The 23,098-nt window shown below is 36.8% G+C and carries 21 protein-coding genes and 1 pseudogene; 16 read left to right on the top strand and 6 right to left on the bottom strand.

All coding sequences use genetic code 11. From position 1 onward, the window contains the following. Window position 1 precedes the first annotated feature (1 nt). On the top strand, window positions 2-835 hold the full coding sequence (gene fghA / locus OZX61_RS02610; protein ID WP_277095235.1) for an S-formylglutathione hydrolase: 834 nt from the start codon (window positions 2-4) through the stop codon (window positions 833-835). On the opposite strand, the gene OZX61_RS02615 is transcribed toward fghA, so the two are convergent. Next, entirely contained in the window at window positions 825-1,124 is a 300-nt protein-coding gene (locus OZX61_RS02615; protein ID WP_195772547.1) for a DUF2218 domain-containing protein, read from the bottom strand. The genes fghA and OZX61_RS02615 overlap by 11 nt on opposite strands. A 169-nt stretch (window positions 1,125-1,293) precedes the next feature. On the opposite strand from OZX61_RS02615, the gene rpe reads away from it, so the two are divergent. From rpe to OZX61_RS02650, 7 genes are all read left to right on the top strand, one after another. Next, window positions 1,294-1,968 (top strand): ribulose-phosphate 3-epimerase, encoded by a 675-nt coding sequence (rpe, locus tag OZX61_RS02620; RefSeq protein WP_195772546.1) that lies wholly within the window; start codon window positions 1,294-1,296, stop codon window positions 1,966-1,968. A 130-nt stretch (window positions 1,969-2,098) separates the two neighbouring features. Beyond that, window positions 2,099-2,602 (top strand): lipocalin-like domain-containing protein, encoded by a 504-nt coding sequence (locus tag OZX61_RS02625; protein WP_277095236.1) that lies wholly within the window; start codon window positions 2,099-2,101, stop codon window positions 2,600-2,602. Window positions 2,603-2,832: 230 nt separating this feature from the next. Then, window positions 2,833-3,225 (top strand): hypothetical protein, encoded by a 393-nt coding sequence (locus OZX61_RS02630; protein WP_196337902.1) that lies wholly within the window; start codon window positions 2,833-2,835, stop codon window positions 3,223-3,225. 41 nt (window positions 3,226-3,266) lie between these two features. After that, on the top strand, window positions 3,267-5,135 hold the full coding sequence (locus OZX61_RS02635; protein WP_277095237.1) for a copper resistance system multicopper oxidase: 1,869 nt from the start codon (window positions 3,267-3,269) through the stop codon (window positions 5,133-5,135). Next, entirely contained in the window at window positions 5,122-5,868 is a 747-nt protein-coding gene (locus OZX61_RS02640; protein ID WP_277095238.1) for a copper resistance protein B, read from the top strand. The genes OZX61_RS02635 and OZX61_RS02640 overlap by 14 nt, the downstream gene beginning before the upstream one ends. Window positions 5,869-5,926: 58 nt before the next feature. After that, window positions 5,927-6,421 carry a methylated-DNA--[protein]-cysteine S-methyltransferase gene (locus OZX61_RS02645; RefSeq protein WP_277095239.1) on the top strand — a complete coding sequence of 165 codons (495 nt, stop codon included), beginning with the start codon at window positions 5,927-5,929 and terminating at the stop codon, window positions 6,419-6,421. Between the two features lie 33 nt (window positions 6,422-6,454). Beyond that, the gene (locus OZX61_RS02650) at window positions 6,455-7,087 is read left to right on the top strand and encodes a nuclease-related domain-containing protein (protein ID WP_195772541.1); all 633 of its coding nucleotides are present in this window, start codon (window positions 6,455-6,457) and stop codon (window positions 7,085-7,087) included. A gap of 33 nt (window positions 7,088-7,120) precedes the next feature. Here the strand turns inward: OZX61_RS02650 and OZX61_RS02655 are convergent, their stop codons facing one another. Continuing rightward, window positions 7,121-7,888 carry a hydroxymethylpyrimidine/phosphomethylpyrimidine kinase gene (locus OZX61_RS02655; protein ID WP_195772540.1) on the bottom strand — a complete coding sequence of 256 codons (768 nt, stop codon included), beginning with the start codon at window positions 7,886-7,888 and terminating at the stop codon, window positions 7,121-7,123. Between the two features lie 92 nt (window positions 7,889-7,980). Here OZX61_RS02655 and OZX61_RS02660 point away from each other — a divergent pair, with 92 nt between their 5' ends. Further along, the gene (locus OZX61_RS02660; protein ID WP_195772539.1) at window positions 7,981-8,631 is read left to right on the top strand and encodes an HAD-IA family hydrolase; all 651 of its coding nucleotides are present in this window, start codon (window positions 7,981-7,983) and stop codon (window positions 8,629-8,631) included. Between the two features lie 10 nt (window positions 8,632-8,641). Here the strand turns inward: OZX61_RS02660 and OZX61_RS02665 are convergent, their stop codons facing one another. After that, on the bottom strand, window positions 8,642-9,535 hold the full coding sequence (locus OZX61_RS02665; protein WP_195772538.1) for a DMT family transporter: 894 nt from the start codon (window positions 9,533-9,535) through the stop codon (window positions 8,642-8,644). A 72-nt stretch (window positions 9,536-9,607) separates the two neighbouring features. Next, the gene (locus OZX61_RS02670; protein WP_277095240.1) at window positions 9,608-11,821 is read right to left on the bottom strand and encodes an OsmC domain/YcaO domain-containing protein; all 2,214 of its coding nucleotides are present in this window, start codon (window positions 11,819-11,821) and stop codon (window positions 9,608-9,610) included. Window positions 11,822-12,287: 466 nt separating this feature from the next. On the opposite strand from OZX61_RS02670, the pseudogene pgaB reads away from it, so the two are divergent. The 3 genes and pseudogenes from pgaB (at window position 12,288) to dcd (ending at window position 16,838) form a co-directional block, all read left to right on the top strand. Next, window positions 12,288-14,295: pseudogene (gene pgaB, locus OZX61_RS02675) on the top strand (poly-beta-1,6-N-acetyl-D-glucosamine N-deacetylase PgaB). Between the two features lie 176 nt (window positions 14,296-14,471). After that, the gene (locus OZX61_RS02680; RefSeq protein ID WP_277095241.1) at window positions 14,472-16,190 is read left to right on the top strand and encodes a thiamine pyrophosphate-dependent enzyme; all 1,719 of its coding nucleotides are present in this window, start codon (window positions 14,472-14,474) and stop codon (window positions 16,188-16,190) included. A gap of 78 nt (window positions 16,191-16,268) precedes the next feature. Further along, complete coding sequence (gene dcd / locus OZX61_RS02685; RefSeq protein WP_023273668.1) at window positions 16,269-16,838, top strand: dCTP deaminase; 570 nt, start codon at window positions 16,269-16,271, stop codon at window positions 16,836-16,838. Between the two features lie 32 nt (window positions 16,839-16,870). Here the strand turns inward: dcd and OZX61_RS02690 are convergent, their stop codons facing one another. After that, window positions 16,871-18,589, bottom strand: a complete 1,719-nt coding sequence (locus tag OZX61_RS02690) for a proline--tRNA ligase (protein ID WP_277095242.1) — start codon at window positions 18,587-18,589, stop codon at window positions 16,871-16,873. Between the two features lie 132 nt (window positions 18,590-18,721). Then, window positions 18,722-19,354: a hypothetical protein gene (locus OZX61_RS02695; protein WP_277095243.1), complete on the bottom strand. Its 633-nt coding sequence runs from the start codon at window positions 19,352-19,354 to the stop codon at window positions 18,722-18,724. A gap of 281 nt (window positions 19,355-19,635) precedes the next feature. Between OZX61_RS02695 and pilG the strand changes: the two genes are divergently transcribed. From pilG to OZX61_RS02715, 4 genes are read left to right on the top strand one after another with little or no spacing between them, the layout of a single operon-like run. Continuing rightward, window positions 19,636-20,004: a twitching motility response regulator PilG gene (gene pilG / locus OZX61_RS02700; RefSeq protein WP_195770696.1), complete on the top strand. Its 369-nt coding sequence runs from the start codon at window positions 19,636-19,638 to the stop codon at window positions 20,002-20,004. Between the two features lie 31 nt (window positions 20,005-20,035). Further along, a complete protein-coding gene (locus tag OZX61_RS02705; protein WP_277095244.1) occupies window positions 20,036-20,404 on the top strand; it encodes a response regulator in 369 nt (122 codons plus the stop codon). 22 nt (window positions 20,405-20,426) lie between these two features. Continuing rightward, the gene (locus OZX61_RS02710) at window positions 20,427-20,954 is read left to right on the top strand and encodes a chemotaxis protein CheW (RefSeq protein ID WP_277095245.1); all 528 of its coding nucleotides are present in this window, start codon (window positions 20,427-20,429) and stop codon (window positions 20,952-20,954) included. A gap of 53 nt (window positions 20,955-21,007) precedes the next feature. Further along, a complete protein-coding gene (locus OZX61_RS02715; protein ID WP_277095246.1) occupies window positions 21,008-23,056 on the top strand; it encodes a methyl-accepting chemotaxis protein in 2,049 nt (682 codons plus the stop codon). Window positions 23,057-23,098 lie beyond the last annotated feature (42 nt).

The following is a 23,098-nucleotide window of genomic DNA, read 5'->3' on the forward strand; positions in this document are numbered from 1 at the left end:
TATGGAACTATTACAAAAAAATTATTGTTTTGGTGGTGAGCAGAGAACTTATTCGTTGTTTTCTCACGCATTAAAAAGTGAAACGAAATTTTCTATATATCTTCCTGCACAGTCAATAGAGCAAAACTGTCCTGCTGTATTTTTTCTTGCTGGCCTCACATGTAATGAGGAAACATTTGCAATAAAAGCCCATGCACAAAAGATGGCTGCAACATTGGGTATGATTTTAATTATGCCCGATACGTCACCACGAGGTGAAGATGTTGCTAATGAGCAGGCTTGGGATATTGGACAAGGTGCAGGGTTTTATATAAATGCTCAAAAAATGCCATGGAAAAAACATTTTCATATGGAAAGCTATTTAATTGATGAGTTGTATCCTCAAGTTGTAGAAAGCTTTTTAATAGATAAGCAAAAGATTGGTATTATGGGGCATAGTATGGGAGGGCATGGTGCTTTAACCCTAGCATGGAAGTATCCTCATTTATTCAACTCTATTTCAGCATTTGCTCCGATTTGCGCAGCCAGTGAATGTGCATGGGGCGAAAAAGTTTTTTCTGCTTATTTAGGTGAAGATAAGTTGGAATGGAAAAAGAATGACGCGGTAGCTTTAATTGAAAATAAAGGCGCATTATTTCCAGATATACTGATTGATCAAGGCTTAAATGATCAATTCTATGAACAACTTCAACCTGAGAAACTTAAGGACATCTGTGAGAAAAAGGGTCAATTCCTCACGCTAAGATTCCATGATCATTATGACCATGGATATTACTTTATTCAGTCATTTATTGATGACCATTTGAAATTTCATATGGCTCAAATTAATGAGTAGATGATTCATCGGATATGTGCTGCCATGTCACATCAAATTCTTGGTGTGCCATTCGATTTAGATGGTCAATAATAACTTGCTCTAAACGTGCAAAGTCGACATCTTCTTTACCCTCGATAGAAACATCTAAAGTCGTTTCTTTTGGATAAAGGAAAACGTTTGCGTTTGGAAATGGAATGAAAAAAGCTGTTTCAGTTTCTTCAACTTCAAATTTATGTTTCCAGTGATTAAATAGTCTTTTTGCAATACGTTTTCCTTCTTCAGTATGAATTTGAGTAAAACTTTTCATATCTACGTATTCCCTTTAATTTTTTAATGAGAATTAATCTTAACAATATTGAATAAATTAGATGTAAGAAAAATGTAGTTAAAGCGCATTGATATTATACTTTCGTTTAAGACGATAACGCTTAGATTTGCTATAATCGTAGAATACCTGTTCATTGTTTGGGATTTTCATGTCTAAGCCATATCTTATTGCGCCGTCTATTCTATCTGCCGATTTTGCTCGTTTAGGCGAAGAGGTTGAAAACGTTTTAAATGCGGGCGCGGATGTTGTTCACTTTGATGTGATGGATAATCACTATGTACCTAACTTAACTTTTGGTGCTGGTGTATGTAAAGCCCTCAAAAATTATGGAATTAAAGCACCTATTGATGTGCATTTAATGGTTTCTCCTGTTGATCGTATGATTGGCGATTTTTTAGATGCGGGCGCGGATATTATTACCTTTCATCCAGAAGCATCAGATCATATTGATCGTTCTTTACAGTTAATTAAATCTGGCGGTGCAAAAGCTGGCCTCGTTTTTAATCCCGCGACGCCATTACATTATTTAGATTATGTATTAGATAAAGTAGATCAAATTCTTTTAATGAGTGTGAATCCTGGTTTTGGCGGTCAAAAGTTTATTCCGATGACTTTAGATAAATTACGCCAAGCTCGTCAAATTATTGATGCAAGTGGTCAAGATATTCGTTTAGAAGTAGACGGCGGTGTAACCCCAGAAAATATTGCTGAAATTGCTAAGGCAGGTGCAGATATGTTTGTTGCAGGATCTGCAATTTTTGGTAAGCCTGATTATAAAAGCGTAATTGACCAAATGCGTCAGGCATTACAAGAAGTAAAATAACGATCAATAAATATGTATCAGTCTTTTAGAAAGGAGGGTTGATACATATTCTTGAATAATGTGATCAATTAGATATTATTTGTAATATAATTAACGATATAATGGTTTTTTTGCCTTATTTGGGGAAACCATGCAATTCTTTGGTTCAAAACGTATATTGACGGTTATATTTTCTCTTTTTTGTATGAATGAGAGTGTGTTTGCAATAGAAAATGAAGTAAAACCAAGTATTGAAGGTGCTTGGGTACTTGAAAGTTATAAAGTTGAAGATCAAGCGACGCATCAATTTATTCCAGCTATGGGTGAACACCCAACTGGACGTGTAATTTTTACTTCAGATCATCGTATTAACTTTGTTTTGACTGGAGACAATAGAAATAAGAATGCGACGACAGATGCTGAAAAAGCAGCATTGCTTGATTCTGTAATTGCATATACAGGTAAATGGTCTTTGAAAGAAAATCAATGGTGTACAGATGTAGAGGCTGCATGGAATCCGAAGTGGGTTGGTACACAACAATGTCGAGAGTTTCATGTACACGGTAATACCTTAGATGTTTTAACGCCGTGGCGTCAGATGCCGAATTGGCCAGGAACGACACGTTCAATTATTACATTTAAAAAAGATATTTAAAACTTTAGGGTATCGCCTTAGTTATTAAATAGGCGATACTCAAATAACTTTTTATAAAATATAAATATTTAAATTATTATATTGTCATACTTTTACTAAGGTATATATGTCCAAATCCTCACTCACCCTGTTTAAGGGCTTAATTACATTAATAGTTACGAAAATAGTTTGAATAGCATGTTCTGGTCTATTATGATCGGACAAATAGTTTTTATTTTTTATATATGCACATGACGAACGTTTTTCATCTTGCTGTAAAGTTGCTTATTGCTTTTGCAATAGGTTGCTTTGGCGTGGTGAATGCAAAAATGCAAGTAGCATATATAGATATAGAAAAAAATGAAAAAATATCAATGTCACATCATGAGATGATGCAAACACATTGCATGGATCCAGACGATGGCTTTGAAAAAAATATAAAAAAACCTCATCAGCATAAAATAGGTTGTATAGATTGTCAGATTTTGCATTGTCAAAATACTAATTATGCATTTGCAGATCATAAAGCAGTGGTCAATCCTTTATTTGCAAATGAGACACTTATACAACCACCCTCACTTGAATATCACTCGGTACCTTTAAGCGGTTATTTACAAGAGATATTACGTCCTCCTAGAGTTTAATCTTTTTCTGGATATTCATTTTCTATTAAAAGGTTAATCTTATGTTACGTCAGTTATTTCGCCTATCTGTTATATGTTTATGTGGTGTGCTGTCACAAATTTCTTTAGCACAAATCAAGGAATATCATTTAGATATTAATGAACAAACTGTAAATGTTACGGGAAAATCTGTCCCTAAAATTACAGTCAACGGACAATTTCCTGCACCAACGTTAACCTTCAATGAGGGTGACGAAGCAGTCATTCATGTACATAATTCCTTAAAAAAAGAACCTACTTCTGTGCATTGGCATGGAATTTTATTGCCAAATTCAATGGATGGTGTACCAGGATTAGGTGGATTTAAAGAGATCCAACCCAATGGTGATTTCACATATCGTTTTAAACTGCGTCAAAGTGGTACATATTGGTATCATGCTCACAGTGAAGGACAGGAGCAAGATGGTTTATATGGCTCATTTGTGGTTTATCCCAAAGATGATACCCCTTTAACATCCACTGAAAAAGTACAACAAGATTATGTGGTAATGCTGTCAGATTTTCATACATCTTCAAGTAAAACGATTATGAAAAATCTTAAAAAATCGCCTGATTATTATCAAAATCAGCGTGAAACGATGATAGATGTATTTCATCAGGTACAACAACAAGGCATTAAAGCGACTTGGCAAGATCGTAAAATGTGGAACCAAATGCGTATGCTCAAAACAGACTTGAGTGATGTGACTGGTTATACGTTCTTAATGAATGGTAAAACACCTCAGCAGAATTGGACTGGTTTATTCGAACAAGGAAATCGTGTTCGTTTGCGTTTCATTAATGCTTCGGCAATGTCATTCTTTGATGTAAGAATTCCCAACTTAAAAATGACAGTTGTCAGTGCAGATGGACAACCTGTAAAGCCTGTAAGTGTAGATGAATTTCGTTTTGGTGCAGGTGAAACCTATGATGTGATTGTCGAACCAACCGCAGACAATTATCAAATTCAAGCCGAATCTATTGATCGAACAGGTTTTGCAGTTGGTAATTTGCATAATCAAGCCTCAAAACCTACTGAATTTGTCATGCCAACACACCGACCAAGAGCATTATTAAATATGCAAGATATGGGTATGTCACATGATGAAATGGACATGTCTAAGCACAGCATGATGGGTATGGATCACTCAAAACATGCGATGAAAGATATGAATATGTCTGAGCATGACATGAAAAGTATGGATATGTCAGGGCATCAAATGCATATGGATCATATGAATATGTCTGGTCATCACAATATGCAAGATGTAAAGACTTCATCGGATGTGCCTAAATATGATCCAGCAGATGGTTGGGCCAATGCTTCGACCCCTAAAGGTTTGAAAATGTTGCAATATCAAGATTTACAATCATTGACACCTCAGAAAGATCAGCGCCCTGCAGACAAGACAATTGTTTTAAATTTAGATGGCAATATGGAGCGTTATATTTGGGAAATTAATGGCAAAAAATATAGCCAAGCGACTCCATTTAAAGTGAATTATGGTGAACGTATTCGAATGACTTTTGTGAATAACACCATGATGGCACATCCGATGCATTTACATGGGATGTTCTTCCAATTGGAAAATGGTCAATCTGAATCCAATATGCCTAATAAGCATACAGTTATTGTTCCACCTGGAAAAACGGTGAGTGTTTTATTAACAGCAGATGAGGCAGGTGAATGGGCACTACATTGTCATTTGTTGTATCACATGACTGCGGGCATGATGAGCACCTTAATTGTAAATACACCTGATCAGTCACAGTTACCTGCGGCAGCAACTACTGCACCGACAACGGTAGAAAAACAACATGAGCACCATGCTGATATGGATATGTCTGACATGATGTCTATGCCAATGGGAGGTCATCATGCACATCACTAAAGCATTTCAATTACTGACAGTCGTTAGCCTTGTATTAACTGCAATGCAAACATGGGCGAGTGATATGGAGACGATGGATCATCGTCATGGTGACCAAATTTATCAGGCAACAACGTTCGACAGTGAATGGCTTATGAATCGCCGTGGAGACGGGCAATTAAGTACAGGGCTAAAAACTTGGGTTGGAACAGATGAGAACAAACTGTTTATTGAAGCTGAGCTAACTAAGGAAGAGTCTGAACACAAAGAATACGATATTTCGGCATTATATAGCCGTAATATTGCAACATTTTGGGATGCTCAAGTCGGTGCAAGATATAGAAATGATGCAAATAAGTATGAAGACAAAACTTCAATAGATGGCGTTGTTGGTTTACATGGTTTAGCTCCCTATTTTTTTGAAACTGAAGCTTATTTATATGTTGGACAAAATAATTATGCTGCATTTTCTTTAAGTACCAGTCGTGATTTTTTACTGACACAGAAATTGATTACTCAGCCTTATATCAATGCAACGCTTGTAATGAGTGATAAATCTCGTAGTGCTCAGAAAACTGGGTTATCTGAGGTGATGACAGGTGTACAAACACGTTATGAAATTACAAAAAATGTAATGCCTTTTATTCATTTCGCATATAAATATGATAAAGGACTAAAGCAAACCAATTGGCAACGTTATACAGAAACTGAAGAAGGCTTTTATTATGGTGCTGGTGTGACTTTTAAGTTCTAATATTTTAAAAGAGCATGGTCGTTTTCTAACGATCATGCATCTCCTCTAGGATAAGAATATGGATTTATTTGAAATAAGCATGGATAGCCCTCTTGGTAAGCTTAGACTTGTTGCACATGATCAAGCACTTGTTGCTGTATGTTGGTCAGACGATGAAATAAGTATGTTTGCAAAGCAAAAATTTGCGATTAAGCATAATCATCCTATATTTGATTTAGCACAGTATCAACTCAATGAATATTTTAATAAAAAACGACAGGATTTTGATATTCCATTAGATTTTTTAGGAGGAACGCCGTTTCAACAGTCTGTATGGAATGCATTAAAGAAAATTCCTTTTGCAACCACATGGAGTTATTCAGATGTTGCATCTTATTTAAATCATCCACTTGCTATTCGTGCAATTGGTGGAACAATCGGTAAAAATCCACTATCGATTATTATTCCCTGCCATCGTGTGATTGGTAAAAATGGCAAACTTACAGGCTTTGCAGGTGGCTTAGACCGTAAAAAGTATTTATTAGAAATTGAAAATATAAGAATTGATGTATAATAACCTACTGAAAATTTTAGGTTAATTTATTCCGTGTTACTTTACTTATTTCTTGCTGTTCTTGTCTTTGTTGTTTTAGGCGTTATTTCGTCTCCCAAGTTTAAGGGAAAAGTGGGGGAGAGTATTGTTCATTTGCATTATAAAAAGTATTTAGATAACGACAAATATGTGCTGATAAATAACTGTACATTGCCAACGAGTCATGGCGGAACAACCCAAATTGATCATATTTTATTAAGTCCTTATGGTATTTTTGTACTTGAAACAAAGAATTATAAAGGATGGATTTTTGGCGATAAGTTTCAAAAACAATGGACACAATCTTTTCCAAAAAGTAAACATCGCTTTCAAAATCCACTGCATCAAAATTATAAACATACGAAAGTTTTAGGTGAGTTATTAGAAAGCCAGATGAATTTTGATTTAAACCATTTATATTCGGTAATTATTTTTGTAGGGGAGTGCGAGTTTAAAACGGACATGCCTGAAAATGTATTACGTGGTAAAGCATGGGTAAATTATGTGAAACAGTTCGATACCCCTGTGCTGTCTATGGTCGCTGTCAGAAAAGCCCAATATTTAATTGAACAGCAGCTTTTAGAGCGTGGAAGAAAAACTGATAGATTGCATGTGAAAAATTTAAAGACTGCTCATCAAGGGAAATGAAGCATAAATAACTTATGCTTCATGTTGTAGCAGTTAAAACCGCTTTGGCATTTTTTGTCCATTGATTACAGGCATTTCAGCATTTTTGAGTACACCAAACAACCATGTCTCCGCATGATGAACGGCCTGTTTGATATGATCTCCTTGCGCTAAACGTCCTGCAATAAAGCTCGCGAGGGAGCAACCAGAACCATGAAACTCTCCCTCCAAGCGTGGACAGCGTGTTTCAGAAATTATTTCGCCGTTTATATACAGTGTATTTAGAATATGATCGGGCGTCGCTTCATGACCACCTTTTACAAGTACCGCTTGTGCACCCATTTTAAAGAGTGCTTGTGTCGCTTCATGTAGATCGTTTAACCCTGTGAGTGCACGTAGCTCTACAGTATTTGGGGTAATGAGAGTGGCCAATGGAATAAGAGCTTTAAATGCTTGTACCAAGGTTGCTTGATCGCCTAAAGAGCCACCACTGTTTGCAACCAAAACGGGGTCGAGCACATATAAATAATCTGGATGTTCACCCAAAAACTGTGCAAGTGCTGAAATATTATCTGTTGTACCGAGCATTCCTGATTTTACACAACGAATCGGTAAATCTTTAACGACAGCATTTGCTTGAGCAAGTAATAATTCTTTAGAGGTTGCTTCAAATCCAAACACTTGTTGAGAATTTTGAATAGTGAGTGCTGTACATGCAATCGCTGCATGTGCGCCACTTTGACCAATGGCTTCAATATCTGCTTGTAGTCCTGCACCGCCGGAAGGATCTAAACCTGAAAAACAAAGTACTGTAGAACGCACGTAGAGAACTCCTAATTTGTTACACTTATGGTTAGTATAGGGTAAGTTTTCTAAAACTTCCGAGTTCTTTTTAAATGACTAACAGGTGAATCATGGATCAGATCAAGTATGTATTATTGGATTTAGATGGAACACTTACAGACCCAAAGCAAGGGATTCATGCTTGCATCCATTATGCAATGAATAAGTTAGGATTGCCTTTACCAGAAAATACCGATTTAGATTGGACCATAGGACCACCACTAAAACAGTCATTTGAGGTTTTATTAGATACTGTAGGTAGAAAGTCAGATGCAGAGCAAGCACTGATTTTTTATAGAGAGCGATTTGCTGATGTAGGTCTATTTGAAAATTATGTTTATCCTCAGGTAAAGGAAACGTTACATATACTTAAAAATAAGGGTTACGTACTTTATTTAGCAACAGCCAAACCACAAATATATGCACAACGCATCTTAGCCCATTTTGAACTACTAGAATATTTTAAATATGCATATGGTAGTGAGTTAAATGGCGATCGTACCAATAAGGCAGATCTTATTGCTTACATTTTGCAAAGTGAAAAGATAAATGCAAATGAGTGTGTAATGGTTGGAGACCGTCGATATGATATTTTAGGGGCAAGACATCATCATATAGACACGATTGCTGTACGGTATGGTTATGGTACTGAGCAAGAGTTAGACGATGCCGCTCCTAAATATAGTGTTCAAAGTTTCAATGAGCTTATGAATATTTTATGACGGATGGTTGCTATGACTGCCTTTTTTTTCTTTTGAAGAAAGAAGGCTTTAACTCACTGAGTAGTACACCAATAATGACGAGTACACTACCAAAAATAGCATATTCAGAAAGTCTTTCACCTGCAATACGACCAATAATTCCTGCCCATACGGGTTCACCGGCATAAATAACCGTTGCACGAGCTGGATCGACAAATTGTTGTGCCCAGTTCATCGTAAATTGAATTAAAGCACTGGCTAGACCAATGGCAATGATGATAATGAACAGTGTCCATGAAAATGTAGGTAAATGATTTTCACCGACAATAGGCATACTGATGAATGCAGCCAGTGAAGCAACGATAAGTTGAATAATAGTCACACGCTGAGGATTTACTTTATTTGCAAATAAACCAATAAAAATAATTTCGAAAACGATCGCTACTGCACTGAGTAATGTAAATAATTGACCCGTATTTAATGAGATATTTAAAGAGTGGTTTCCTGTAAGTAAAACTAAACCTATAAATGCACATAGAATACCAATCCATGTCATCAGTCTTGGTGCTTTTTTGAAAATAATCCACTGAAATAAAGGTACCATTGGAACATATAATGCGGTCAAAAATGCCGACTCAGTACTTAAAATGCTTTGTAGACCTATCGTTTGTGCACCATAGCCAATCGCAATCATACAGCCAATAGAACTGCCTGCTAGGATATCCAACCATGTTGTATTTTTTAATGCTTTCCACGACAGTAAGCAAATTGCAATAGAGGCGGCAGCAAACCTGCAACCCACAAAAAACATAGGGCTACTTAATGTTAATGCATATTGCACAGTTAAAAATGTACCACCCCATATAAAGGTAATAAAGATGAGTGTGAGTTCAGGGAAGTGTGAGTGTTGCGTAATACGACGCATGAAGCAATCTCGGTAAATATATTTTGTATAGAAACATGAAGCCACTTCTTTGGAGTGGCTTCAATTAATGACTTAGAGAAATATGCTCGGTTTTTGTGCAGCCTTTGCACGTGCTGCATGAAGTTTTTTGTAACTATCGATGAGGCGTAAATGGCGGTCTAGACCTTCAAGCTTCATACTTGTTGGTGTTAAACCATAGAAACGAACGTCACCTGTAATAGAACCAAGAGCAGCATCCATTTTTTCGTGACCAAACATTTTACGGAAGTTCATCTCGTAGTTACTCAATTCCAATTCATCGTCTAAGGTGACTTCAAGAACAACGTTGAGTGCCTGATAAAATAGCCCTCGGTCTACGGTATTGGTATTGTATTGTAAGAATGCCTCTACCAAATCTTTTGCAGTTTCAAAGTCTTTTAGGGCAAGGTAAATGAGCAACTTTAGCTCTAGAATTGTGAGTTGTCCCCACACCGTATTGTCATCAAACTCAATACCGATAAGTGTTGTAATATCGATGTAGTCATCTAGCTCACTTTCTTCTAGACGTTCCACCAATGCTTCAAGCTGTTCATCTTCTAAGCGATGTAAGTTTAGGATATCTTCACGGAAATTTAATGCTTGGTTGGTATTGTCCCAAATGAGGTCTTCGACCAAATAAATTTCAGAGTATCCTGGTACTAAAATACGGCAAGCAATCGCACCTAGATCATCATAAACAGCCATATATACTTCTTTGCCAAGTTCTTTAAGAATAGCAAATAATTTCTCTGCTTCTTCTACATTTGAAGCTTGGCCATGGTTTGAAAAGTCCCATTCTACAAATTCAAAGTCAGATTTTGAGCTGAAGAAGCGCCATGATACGACTCCACTTGAGTCGATGAAGTGTTCTACAAAGTTATTTGGTTCTTTAACTGCATGACTTCTAAATGTTGGTTGAGGTAGATCATTGAGACCTTCAAAACTACGCCCTTGAAGTAGTTCTGTTAAACTTCTTTCTAAGGCTATTTCTAAACTTGGGTGTGCACCAAAAGAAGCAAATACACCACCTGTACGCGGGTTCATGAGTGTCACGCACATCACAGGAAATTGACCACCTAAGGATGCATCCTTGACTAATACAGGAAAGCCTTGTTCTTCTAAGGCTTTTATACCTGCTTGAATACTTGGATATTTTTCTAATACGTGTTCAGGCACGTCTGGTAGACATATTTCCTTTTCTAAAATTTCACGTTTAACAGCACGTTCAAAAATTTCAGAAAGGCATTGTACTTGTGCCTCTGAAAGCGTATTTCCTGCACTCATTCCATTACTTAGGAACAAGTTTTCAACTAAGTTCGAAGGGAAGTAAACGGTTTTACCATCTGAAAGGCGTGTATAAGGTAGCGAGCAAATACCACGCGCCGTATTTCCCGAATTTGTATCGTAAAGATGTGACCCACGAAGTTCATCTTCAGGGTTATAAATACTTAAACAGTGTGCATCTAAGATTTCTTCAGGTAATTCATCTTCAGGCCCTGGTTTAAACCAATGCTCATTAGGGTAGTGTACAAAGTCTGCATTGGCAATTTCTTCACCCCAAAACTGATCATTGTAGAAAAAGTTACAATTGAGACGTTCGATGAATTCACCAAGGGCAGAGGCAAGTGCACTTTCTTTGGTTGAACCTTTACCATTGGTAAAGCACATTGAAGAGTGTGCATCACGAATATGTAGTGACCAAACATTCGGTACAATATTTCGCCATGATGCGATTTCAATTTTCATGCCTAAGTTTTCTAAAATACTAGACATATTTGCAATTGTTTTTTCTAATGGTAAGTCTTTACCTAAAATATAGGTACCGTCTTCTGTTTGACCATTTGGAATAAGCAATGCCTGTGCATCGGCATCTAGGTTGTCGACTTCTTCAATAATGAATTCAGGTCCATTTTGCACAACGCGTTTGACCGTACAACGATCGATTGATCTTAAGATACCTTGACGATCTTTTGCTGAGATATCTGCTGGCAATTCAACTTGAATTTTAAAGATTTGTTGATAACGGTTTTCTGGGTCTACAATATTATTTTGTGATAAACGAATATTTTCTGTAGGAATATTACGTGTTTGGCAGTAAAGTTTAACGAAATAAGCTGCACATAATGCAGAAGATGCAAGAAAATAGTCAAAAGGCCCTGGTGCTGAACCATCCCCCTTATAACGAATGGGTTGATCGGCAATGACGGTAAAATCATCGAACTTGGCTTCGAGACGAAGGTTGTCGAGAAAATTAACCTTGATTTCCATATTGGCACCTAATGCTTTTTCACCAAATCATGGCTTAGTGAAGAAAATAATTGTATAACGATTAAAAGCGTTGAATTCATTTATTCAAATGAGCAGTTCTAGTATAAAAGGAACTGAAATAATTATCATGTTTTCAGAGTTTTTATTCACTTTTATCGTGGTCGGTGGACAGATTTTATACTAAAAAAACTTTTCTTGTAGATCTTTAAAAAGCAAATTTTATACAAGGAAGTGATGTTTCAAGATTCAATTTGACCAAATTTCTTTTTTAAGAAAAATCATATTGATAAAATGTGTATATTTAGGTAGAGAAATGTAGGTTTTATAAAGTCAGCTCTGATTTATCACTATAATACTTAAGCGCATTTTAATTGTTATATTATAACATCTGTGTATGTAATCTTGAAAATGTACCTGATTACAAAAATAGCTTATCATAAAAATCTAATAGTAAAATGGACCCTCTATGCTTACTCGTTTTTTAGGTTCAGTCGTTGCCGGCTGTGTTAGTTTAGCCATGTTAGGCATTTCTCCGTCGTTGTATGCAGCGAAGAAACCTCACATTCAGCCAACAACCCTCACGGTCATTGGATATCATGAGGTAACCAACCAAGCAAATGATGCATTAATTCCATTTTATGCGGTAACCACAGAAAACTTTGAAAAACAAGTTAAATGGTTACAACAAAACGGCTTTCACTTTATATCAGTAAATGACTTGCTTAAAGCCCATGCAGGTAAATATACCTTGCCTGCAAAACCAGTTTTATTAACGGTAGATGATGGCTATGAATCGTTTTATAGCAATATCTATCCGTTTGTTAAAGAAAATAAGATTCCTGTCGTTTTGGCCGTCGTTGGTGCATGGGTAGATACACCTGCAAACCAAGAAGTCCACTTCGGTGATGAGCTTGTGGTACGTAATAAGATTTTAACGTGGCCACAAATTAAAGAAATGAGTGACAGTGGTTATGTTGAGATTGCCAGTCATAGTTATGACTTACACCATGGTGTAATTGGTAATCCACAAGGCAACTCAGAGCCTGCAGCAACAACACGTATTTATAATCCCAAGACTAAGAAGTACGAAGGGGATGGTGAATATAACCGACGTATCTATAACGACTTAAAGAAAAACAACGAAGCGTTTAAGGCCAATGGTGTACCTGTACCTCGAGTAATGGTGTGGCCTTATGGTCGTTATAATATGGAAACTGTACGTATAGCCAAACAATTGGGTATGCCTGTGACCATTACGCTTGATGATGGCCCTGCTTATTTGAAGAAATCGTTAGGTGCGCTTAACCGTATATTGGTTGAGCATGACATGACTTTGGATGATTTAGGACGAGAAATTGAGAGCCGAGAAAAGAATCTAGGCGATAACTACCGTCCACAAAAATCATGCATGTAGATTTAGATTATATCTACGACAAAGATCAGAAGCAGGAAGAAAAGAATTTAGGCGCGTTGCTTGATCGCATTCAGAAGATGAATGTGACGACAGTTTACCTACAAGCTTTCTCCGATCCAGATGCCAATGGTTCAGCGGACATGGTGTATTTCCCAAACCGCTACATTCCAATGCGTCAGGATTTATTTAACCGCGTGGCTTGGCAGATTTCCTCACGTACGCAAGTACAACGCATTTATGCATGGATGCCTTTATTGGCATGGGAGCTTCCAAAGTCGAATCCTGTGTCTAAAGACCTTGTGGTGACGCAACAGCCGAAGAACAGTGATCACTTAAATATGGGTTACATTCGTTTGTCACCATTTTCAGCACCAGCGAGAAAGATTATTGAGGGGATTTACCAAGATTTAGGTAAGTCGGCAACAATTGATGGTGTGTTATTCCATGATGATGCGACATTATCTGATTATGAAGATGCGAGTCCGGCTGCATTACAGGCGTATAAAAAGGCAGGTTTACCGACAGACTTAGAAGCCATACGTAAAGATGACAAGAGTCTACAAAAGTGGACATATTTAAAACATTTAAAACAAATTACTTAGATAACTTTGCGTTACAATTGGCAGGAGAGGTTAGACAATACCAACCTGCATTGTTAACAGCACGTAACATGTATGCACAAGTTGTACTTAACCCTTATGCTTCAACGTGGTACTCACAATCGTTAGAAGAGTCATTAAACAAATATGACTTCACTGCGATTATGGCGATGCCATATATGGAGCAGGCGAAAGATCAGAAGAAGTTTTATGCAGACATTGTGAAACGTTTGAAACAATATCCAAATGGTATTCGTAAATCTGTTGTTGAATTACAAGCGGTTGATTGGAGACAAAACAGTAAGCCTATTCCGACACAGGAGTTAGCAGATACGATTAAATCTTTGTATCAGCAAGGTGTGATGCATGTAGGATATTATCCGGATGATCCAATTACAGGTAATCCTAATACTAAAATTATGCGTAAAGCATTTGATATAAAGCATAGTGACATGCCTTAAAACGATGTTTTTTCTTTTTAAAAGATAGCTTTAATAGCTATCTTTTTTATTTGTCTATATAAAATATAAAGTGATATTTCTATACAAATTTGAGACATAAGTGAACGTATTTTTTTTAAAAAAGAGAAGAAAATACATTAATAAGTCGTAAAAAAATAATATTAAAGGAAATAGAGATGACAAAAAAAGTATCGGATCTAATTGTAGAAGTTTTAGAGGATGCAGGTGTAAAACGATGTTATGGCATTGTAGGTGATACACTAAATCATATAACCAATTCTATAGCAAAAAGTAAAATCGATTGGGTTCATGTACGCCATGAAGAAGTAGGTGGTTTTGCTGCAGGTGCAGATAGTTTAATGAGTGGAGAACTAACAGCATGCGCAGGTTCTTGTGGCCCGGGCAGTTTGCACTTTATTAATGGTCTCTATGAGTCTCATCGTAATAAGGCACCTGTCATACTTATTGCGAGCCAGCTTTCAACAGATATAGCGGGATTTGTTGATTTTCCTCAATATGTCGATTTTAAATCTGTTTATGAAAAATGTAGCGTATTTTGTGAGGAAATTACACAAGCATCTCAAGCACGTCGTATTTTTACGCTCGCTTGTCAGGCAGCTATAAATAAGAAAGGGGTTGCGGTTGTTATTGTTCCTGCAAACATTAGTGAAGCTCACATAGAAGATGATGATAGTTTTCGTACTTATGTTACTAATCCTCAAGTTTTACCCGCACAGAATGAACTTTATGAAATTAAAGAATTAATCAATAGCTGTGAGAATATAACGATTTATGCAGGTGTTGGTGCAGCACAGGCACATAAGCAACTTATTCAGTTAGCAGAAAAAATTAAAGCACCAATTGCGCATACTTCACGTTCCAAAGATTTTATCGAATATGACAATCCTTATAATGTAGGAATGACGGGCGTATTTGGTGCTAAAGCTGGCTATCATGCTCTCATGGATTGTGACTTATTAATATTACTTGGAGCCGACTTTGCATGGTCTCAGTATTATCCACATCATACTAAAATTATACAGATAGATATTAACCCAGAACACTTAGGGCGACGTCATCCAATTGAAATTGGAGCAGTAGGGCAAATTCATACGACTTTGGATGCATTATTGCCTTTGCTCAATGAGAAAAGTGATAGCTCGTTTCTAACGCATATACTATCGCTTAAGCAGCAAAGTGATCAAACGCGTAAAGAAGAGGAGAGGGTCGGCAAAAATGGCTTAATACATCCACAATATGTCGTTTCTTTACTGAATAGATATGCTACAGATGATGCATTTTTTACAGCAGATGGTGGTTCTCCAATGGTCTGGATTTTGCGCCATATTGATGTGAATGGAAAGCGTAGAACATTGACCAGTTTATTGCATGGCACGATGGCAAATGCAATGCCTCAGGCTTTAGGTATACAAAAGGCATTTCCATCTAGACAAGTCATTGCTATTTGTGGTGATGGTGGCTTAGCCATGCTTTTAGGCGATTTATTAACAGCGGTTCAAGAAAAACTACCCATAAAAATTGTTGTTTTAAATAATAGTTCTTTAAATTTTGTGGAATTAGAGCAGAAAGTTGAGGGACTTTTAGATCATTATACAGATTTAATGAATCCCGATTTCGGGAAATTGGCAGAAGTAATTGGTTTTTATGGTCGTACTATTAAAACAGGAGAGGGACTAGAGCAAGCGGTACAGGAATTTTTAGAACATGCTGGTCCAGCATTATTAGACGTTCATACCAACCCTGTAGAGTTAGTTATGCCTCCTGACCCTCATCTTAATCAGGTTACATCTACTTCTTTATATGCGGTCAAAGCACTTCTTTCTGGACGGGGAGAAGAAGTCAAAAACCTGTTGCTGAATAATTTCGTGAAGTAGCCCAATACACGACTTTGAATCAGTTATATTTTCAGTTAAAGTACGTGCAGAGATATGATTATTTAATTTGGAATAAATATGGCAATTAAATCTGATCGTTGGATTCGCGAGATGAGCCGTGAACATGGCATGATTGAACCTTATGCAGAAAATCAGGTTCGTTTTAATGATCAAGGTGAAAAGCTGATTTCATATGGTGTTTCAAGTTATGGATACGATGTACGTTGTGCACCTGAGTTCAAAGTATTTACAAATGTGCATTCGGCAATTGTAGATCCTAAAAATTTTGATGATAAGAGTTTCATTAATATTGAATCAGATGTATGTATTATTCCACCTAACTCATTTGCTTTAGCGCGCACAGTGGAGTATTTCCGTATCCCACGAAATGTATTAACTGTATGCCTAGGAAAATCGACATATGCACGCTGTGGTATTATTGTTAACGTCACACCACTTGAGCCAGAGTGGGAAGGTCATGTGACATTAGAATTTTCGAATACGACGAATCTTCCTGCAAGAATTTATGCGGGAGAGGGTGTTGCGCAAATGCTATTTTTTGAAAGTGATGAAGTATGTGAGACATCCTACAAAGACCGTGGTGGCAAATACCAAGGTCAAACAGGTGTAACATTACCTAAAGCATAAAAAAACCGCTCATTTTGAGCGGTTTTTTTGGATTAACTTTTCAGTTTTTCTAAAAGTTCATCTTTATTTAGGTTCGTAGCTGTCTCATCTCTACGGCCTTTGTATTCGAAAGTGCCTGCATCTAGACCCTTTTCTCCAATAACAATACGATGAGGAATACCAGTTAATTCAAGGTCGGAGAATTTAACACCCGGACGTTCATTTCGGTCATCGAGCAATACATCGTAACCTAGCTTTAGTAACTCTTCATAAAGTTCTTCTGCAGCTTCAAGCGTGCGAGGAGATTTATGTCCATTCATTGGGACAATCGCAATATCAAAAGGTGCTAATGCTTTTGGCCAAATAATGCCTTTATCATCGTGATTTTGTTCTATTGCTGCTGCAATGACGCGGGTAACACCAATGCCATAGCAACCCATAGAAACAATAGTCGGCTTTCCATCTTCACCAAGTACAGTGCAATTTAATGCTTCTGAATACTTCTGTCCGAGTTGGAAAATATGACCAACTTCAATACCACGTTTAATTTGTAACGTGCCATGACCATCTGGAGATGGATCGCCATCTACTACATTACGCAAGTCATAGACTTCAGAATAGGTAGCATCTCTGTCCCAGTTAAGACCAGTAGCATGTTGGTCTACTGTATTAGCACCTGCTACAAAATCTGAAAGTATAGAAGCTGCTCGATCTACAATGACAGTAATGCCTTTCTCTTTTAGGCCTTGTGGTCCAATATATCCAGCAGTTAAACCATGCGATGCGAGCTGCTCTTCTGTAGCAAACGTGAGCGGAGCTGCAATATGTGGGTGTGATTCTGCCTTAATAGTGTTTAGTTCGTGATCACCACGTACAAATAATGCGACTACAGGAATTTGTGGATTTTCTTCTGAAGCCACACCTTGAACCAGTAACGCTTTTACTGTTTGTTGTGCAGGTACCTTCAGATAATCGGAAACTTTAGCAATCGTATTTTGATTTGGTGTATCTACGATTTGCATGTCCTGTTGAGCAGTTGGTCTATCACCTACTAAAATAGCTTCTGCTTTTTCAACATTTGCAGCAAAGTTTGACTCCGTTGAAAAAACGATAGCATCTTCACCACTTGATGCAAGTACATGAAACTCATGCGAAGCAGAACCACCAATAGAACCTGTATCTGCTTGTACTGGTCTAAAGTTTAAACCAAGACGTGTGAAAATACGACAATAGGTATCGTACATAACCTCATAGGTTTCTTGTAGAGATGCTTGATTAATATGAAAAGAATAAGCATCTTTCATAATAAATTCACGTGATCTCATAATACCAAAGCGAGGACGAATTTCGTCTCTAAATTTGGTTTGAACCTGATAAAAATTCAAAGGCAATTGCTTATAACTTTTCAGTTCATTGCGTACCAGATCTGTAATTACTTCTTCATGTGTTGGGCCAAGCACAAAATCATTGTTATGACGATCTTTGAAACGTGTTAACTCAGGACCGTACTGTTCAAAACGACCTGATTCTTGCCATAAGCTTGCAGGCTGAACAACAGGCATGAAGACTTCTAGTGCACCAGAGCGATCCATTTCTTCTTTAATGATTTTTTCAATCTTATTCAGGACACGTTTACCCGTGGGTAACCATGTATATAATCCTGACGCAAGTTTACGAATCATCCCTGCTCGAAGCATGAGCTGATGTGAAATAATTTCAGCATCGCTCGGGTTCTCTCTGAGTGTTGCAAACAAAAAGCGACTCGCGCGCATTTGAAGTTGTCCTAATACCAAAAATAAAATACAAACTTTACTTTACATCATTAAAAGTAAGGCGACCGTTAAACCATCAAAGTCTAATCGTGCAGTTTGGTAGAAAATGACGAAGAAGTAAATAACTTCTGGCTAGCGTTCTTCCAATTTTTTTAATCTATTAATGATCTTGTCGTATTGCTGTTCAGTTTGTTCATATTGAGTTTGTAAATCGTTCATTTTCTTTTGTGAGTCACGAATACGATTTGTGGTTTGCTCAATATTATTTTTCAATGATTTCGGTACAATTTTATTTCGATATAGGAGCTCAAACTCATCATGACGAAGGTCTCTTAAATATCCTTGTAAAGAATCATACTGTTTGCGTTGTAAAGCAATTTTATCTTGAATTCCCCGTAATAAATTATTTTTACGTTTAGTTGCAATATTACTATGCGTATAAATTTGTCGAACTTTTTCATTTAAAACATCTTGTTCGGCTTCTTGTTCCCGTTTTTGTCTAGATATTTCAGTATTTTGTAATGCAGGTACTTTTTGTATAAGTTCCATATTCCCATTGAGTACATCATATCCATTACGTATATGTTCTGGAGAAACAGATGTACTAATTAATGGTACCCCTTGACGATCATAATATCTGTACCAAGTTGTTGCAAAACTGGTTTGATTAAAAATAAAGAAAAAAAATGACACAAAGAAAGAAGACAAAATTGTTTTGCTTAAATGACGACGACTTTTTGGTGAAAAAACGTGTTTTAAGTACATTAGAGTCTCAAAAAAGTAATAAATAGAGTAATAAGTACGCTATTATCAACTGAATACTTTTTAATGCTCAAGTGTTATTTTGAAATTAGTTGAAATAGTTTGAGTTGTAAAAGAATATTAATTTATAAATGATATGGTTAGTGAGTTTGTATTAATTTATTTATTGAAAATTCCACTAAATGAATGTTTAATAGTAAGTAATAAGCTCGAAAAGTTGTTGACTAAATAAATTAACTGATTAGATGAGCATTTAACGCATCATTCTAATGCAAGGGGATAAAATGAGCAGTCTAAAGGTAATGGTCATTGACGATTCTAAAACTATTCGTCGCACAGCAGAAACGCTATTACAGCGCGAAGGGTTTGAAGTGATCACTGCTGTTGATGGTTTTGAAGCATTGTCAAAAATTACAGAGACCAGTCCAGATATCATCTTTATTGATATCATGATGCCACGTCTAGATGGCTATCAAACATGTGCTTTGATTAAAAATTCACAGCAGTATAAAGACACACCAATTATCATGCTATCAAGTAAAGATGGCTTGTTCGATCGTGCCAAAGGGCAAATTGTTGGGTCAGATGAGTACCTAACCAAACCGTTTAGTAAAGATGAGTTAGTAAATGCTATTCGCACTTATGTGAAGTAGCTGATTTTTTTTGTAATTTTGGGGGAACAAAATGAAAGCAAAGCGTATTTTAATTATTGACGATTCACCGACTGAAGTATTTCGTTTTAGAGAAATATTGACAAAACATGGCTTTGAAGTAATTGAAGCGAACAATGGTGCAGATGGTGTAACTGTGGCAGCAGCAGAAAAACCAGACCTTATCCTTATGGATGTAGTGATGCCAGGTGTTAATGGTTTCCAAGCAACGCGTCAAATTTCTCGCTCTGAACATACAAAAGATATTCCAGTCATTATTGTTAGTACGAAAGATCAAGAGACAGATCGCGTATGGGGTAAACGTCAGGGCGCCAAAGATTACCTAACTAAACCAGTAGATGAGCAAGCATTAATTGATGCAGTTCAGTTAAATCTTTTATAAAAGAATTTAGTTAGGTCCTATTATGGCGGCAAATGGCTTTCTTGAGTTACTACGCCTTGCGAGACAGGGCGACAAACATCAGCAAGCGATTGCTGATAGTGTAAATAGATGGTCTGGGATTGCTTTTGAATTACAAGAGCAATCTTTTGTTGTGCCTTTAGGTGAGGTGGCCGAGGTCATGTACTGTCCTAGTCTGACACCTGTCCCTAAAGGAGAGTCTTGGTTAAAAGGTTTATCAAATATACGTGGACAGCTATTAACTGTCGTTGATCTCACGGAATATTTATTGAATAAGCCGACAAAAAGAACGCGACAGCAAAAAATCTTATGTTTGCAACATCAGGATCACTATATTGGTCTGATGGTCGATGAAGTAACGGGGCTTCAGCATTTTAATAAACAAAGCTTTTTTTCGCGTAATTCTAAGCTAAATACAAGTGTAGAAAAATATTGTTCTGGGTATTTTGACTATGATCAAAAAACTTGGAATGTTTTCTTGTTTAGCAAATTAATTAAAGACTTTAGACAAATTACGACTGCACTAAACTAATTGTTTATAGATTATCTTGTTACATACTGTTGATTTTTAGGGGGAGAAGCCACATGGGCTTTAAAGATACGGGAAGTAGTAACGGCATTTTTAGGAAACTAGATGCTTATTTAAATGAAGTAGGTAGTGGTTTTGGTAAGAAAAAAGCGGTAAGACCATTAATCCTAGTCGCATTTTTTAGTATTATTTTTACATTCTTTATTTTGCTTGCTATTTTCTATAGTACTTCAAAGCATAATGAGGTAACTCAAAGTTTATCTAACTTAAAACTTTTATCACAGATTGCTTCTCGTCAAGTGGTCGATGCAACATCGACAACAGGTTCTGATGAGTCTTTTGCGAGATTAAGAGAGAGTAGAGATCTTTTTAAAGAAAACTTAAAGATTGTTGAGGGTTCTTTCGAAGTTAAAGGTGATGTTGGTAAAATTGATAAAGAGTGGGCTGAAATCTCCGAAAAAATTGATGTTGTAACAAGCAATAAAACAATTTTGAGCGATTTAAGAGCAACAACGATTAAGATGGACCAAATTATTCCTGGGATACAATCTCAGTATAACTTGATCGTTGATGAAATGGTGAAACGTCGTTTACCTACAGGTCAAATTGCAAATGCGAAAGACCAAGTTGTTCTAGCAGAACGTATGCTTAGATCGATGCATGATATTACAAGTGTAACGAAAGCTGAGAATACAGATGCAGCAAACGAGTTTAAAGATACCACAGAAACATTTGGTACTTATTTGAATGCACAGATTGAAGGTGACTTAGATCTAGGTGTTGAAAAAGTTGCAGATGCAGATCTTCGTAATAAACTTATTGATATGAAAAAGCAGTACGATGAAGTTGTAAAAACGGATGCTGCGATTGTATTTAATAACTCAAATAAAGTAACTGCAGTACAAAAAGCATCTGCATTTATTATTCAAGAATCAGATATCCTGTTAAAAAATCTTGATGAAATTTCAGTTTCTTCATTAGTAAGTGTATACATTCCACGAGTACTACTTTTACTTGGCTTTGTTTCATTCATGTATTCTCTTTATAAATTATTTGGTTTACGTGCCGAAGCCGATAAAGAGCGTATTCAAGAATTAAAAGAAGAGTATGACCGTAACCAAGAAGCAATTTTACGATTACTTGATGAAATTGCCGACTTGGCCGATGGTGACTTACGTAGTTATGCAACAGTATCTGAAGACTTTACGGGGGCAATTGCCGACTCGATTAACTTCGCAATTGACCAATTACGTGACTTGGTATCGCGTATTTATCAGACATCACAAGAAGTTTCTGTCTATACACAAAATACGCAACAAGTAACAAGCAGCTTGACACAAGCATCGCAACAACAATCAGATCAAATTTCTGGTGCATCTAAGGCAATTAACGCAATTGTATTGTCTATTGGTGAAGTATCAAACAACGCGAATGAGTCTACAGAAGTTGCGAAACGTTCGGTTGAAATTGCATCGAATGGTGCAGATGTCGTAAACCGCTCTATGCATGGTATGGATAATATTCGTGAACAGATTCAAGAAACATCTAAGCGTATTAAGCGTCTTGGTGAATCTTCACAAGAAATTGGTAACATCGTATCGTTAATTAATGATATTGCAGACCAAACAAACATCTTGGCATTAAATGCAGCAATTCAGGCATCTATGGCGGGTGAAGCAGGTCGAGGCTTCGCGGTTGTAGCCGATGAAGTACAGCGTCTAGCTGAACGTTCTGCATCTGCAACAAAACAGATTGATGGATTAGTACGTACGATTCAGGCCGATACAAACGAAGCCGTAATTTCAATGGAACAAACAACATCTGAGGTTGTACGTGGTGCAAACTTAGCGAAGGATGCCGGTCTCGCACTTGATGAGATTCAAACGGTATCTACCTCGCTTGCGCAGTTGATTGGTAACATTTCTAGCGCAGCACAGTTACAGTCAGCTTCAGCAAGTCAAATTGCAGATACGATGAATGTTGTACAAGAAATTACCGCTCAAACAACTTCTGCGACCTTCGATACAGCACAATCTGTTTCTGAGCTTGCAAACATGGCGGAGTCATTAAGAGAGTCTGTATCTGACTTTAAGCTACCAGAATAAATGTAGCCCTCTTATATTCTCTAATTATCTTAGATATTTTAG

Source organism: Acinetobacter sp. ESL0695 (genome assembly GCF_029392135.1).
GTDB classification, from domain to species: domain Bacteria; phylum Pseudomonadota; class Gammaproteobacteria; order Pseudomonadales; family Moraxellaceae; genus Acinetobacter; species Acinetobacter pollinis.

Coding starts and splice junctions, on each gene's coding strand:
- fghA (WP_277095235.1), top strand. CDS start 2: ATGGAACTATTACAAAAAAATTATTGTTTTGGTGGTGAGCAGAGAACT.
- OZX61_RS02615 (WP_195772547.1), bottom strand. CDS start 1,124: ATGAAAAGTTTTACTCAAATTCATACTGAAGAAGGAAAACGTATTGCA.
- rpe (WP_195772546.1), top strand. CDS start 1,294: ATGTCTAAGCCATATCTTATTGCGCCGTCTATTCTATCTGCCGATTTT.
- OZX61_RS02625 (WP_277095236.1), top strand. CDS start 2,099: ATGCAATTCTTTGGTTCAAAACGTATATTGACGGTTATATTTTCTCTT.
- OZX61_RS02630 (WP_196337902.1), top strand. CDS start 2,833: ATGACGAACGTTTTTCATCTTGCTGTAAAGTTGCTTATTGCTTTTGCA.
- OZX61_RS02635 (WP_277095237.1), top strand. CDS start 3,267: ATGTTACGTCAGTTATTTCGCCTATCTGTTATATGTTTATGTGGTGTG.
- OZX61_RS02640 (WP_277095238.1), top strand. CDS start 5,122: ATGCACATCACTAAAGCATTTCAATTACTGACAGTCGTTAGCCTTGTA.
- OZX61_RS02645 (WP_277095239.1), top strand. CDS start 5,927: ATGGATTTATTTGAAATAAGCATGGATAGCCCTCTTGGTAAGCTTAGA.
- OZX61_RS02660 (WP_195772539.1), top strand. CDS start 7,981: ATGGATCAGATCAAGTATGTATTATTGGATTTAGATGGAACACTTACA.
- OZX61_RS02665 (WP_195772538.1), bottom strand. CDS start 9,535: ATGCGTCGTATTACGCAACACTCACACTTCCCTGAACTCACACTCATC.
- OZX61_RS02670 (WP_277095240.1), bottom strand. CDS start 11,821: ATGGAAATCAAGGTTAATTTTCTCGACAACCTTCGTCTCGAAGCCAAG.
- OZX61_RS02680 (WP_277095241.1), top strand. CDS start 14,472: ATGACAAAAAAAGTATCGGATCTAATTGTAGAAGTTTTAGAGGATGCA.
- dcd (WP_023273668.1), top strand. CDS start 16,269: ATGGCAATTAAATCTGATCGTTGGATTCGCGAGATGAGCCGTGAACAT.
- OZX61_RS02690 (WP_277095242.1), bottom strand. CDS start 18,589: ATGCGCGCGAGTCGCTTTTTGTTTGCAACACTCAGAGAGAACCCGAGC.
- OZX61_RS02695 (WP_277095243.1), bottom strand. CDS start 19,354: ATGTACTTAAAACACGTTTTTTCACCAAAAAGTCGTCGTCATTTAAGC.
- pilG (WP_195770696.1), top strand. CDS start 19,636: ATGAGCAGTCTAAAGGTAATGGTCATTGACGATTCTAAAACTATTCGT.
- OZX61_RS02705 (WP_277095244.1), top strand. CDS start 20,036: ATGAAAGCAAAGCGTATTTTAATTATTGACGATTCACCGACTGAAGTA.
- OZX61_RS02710 (WP_277095245.1), top strand. CDS start 20,427: ATGGCGGCAAATGGCTTTCTTGAGTTACTACGCCTTGCGAGACAGGGC.
- OZX61_RS02715 (WP_277095246.1), top strand. CDS start 21,008: ATGGGCTTTAAAGATACGGGAAGTAGTAACGGCATTTTTAGGAAACTA.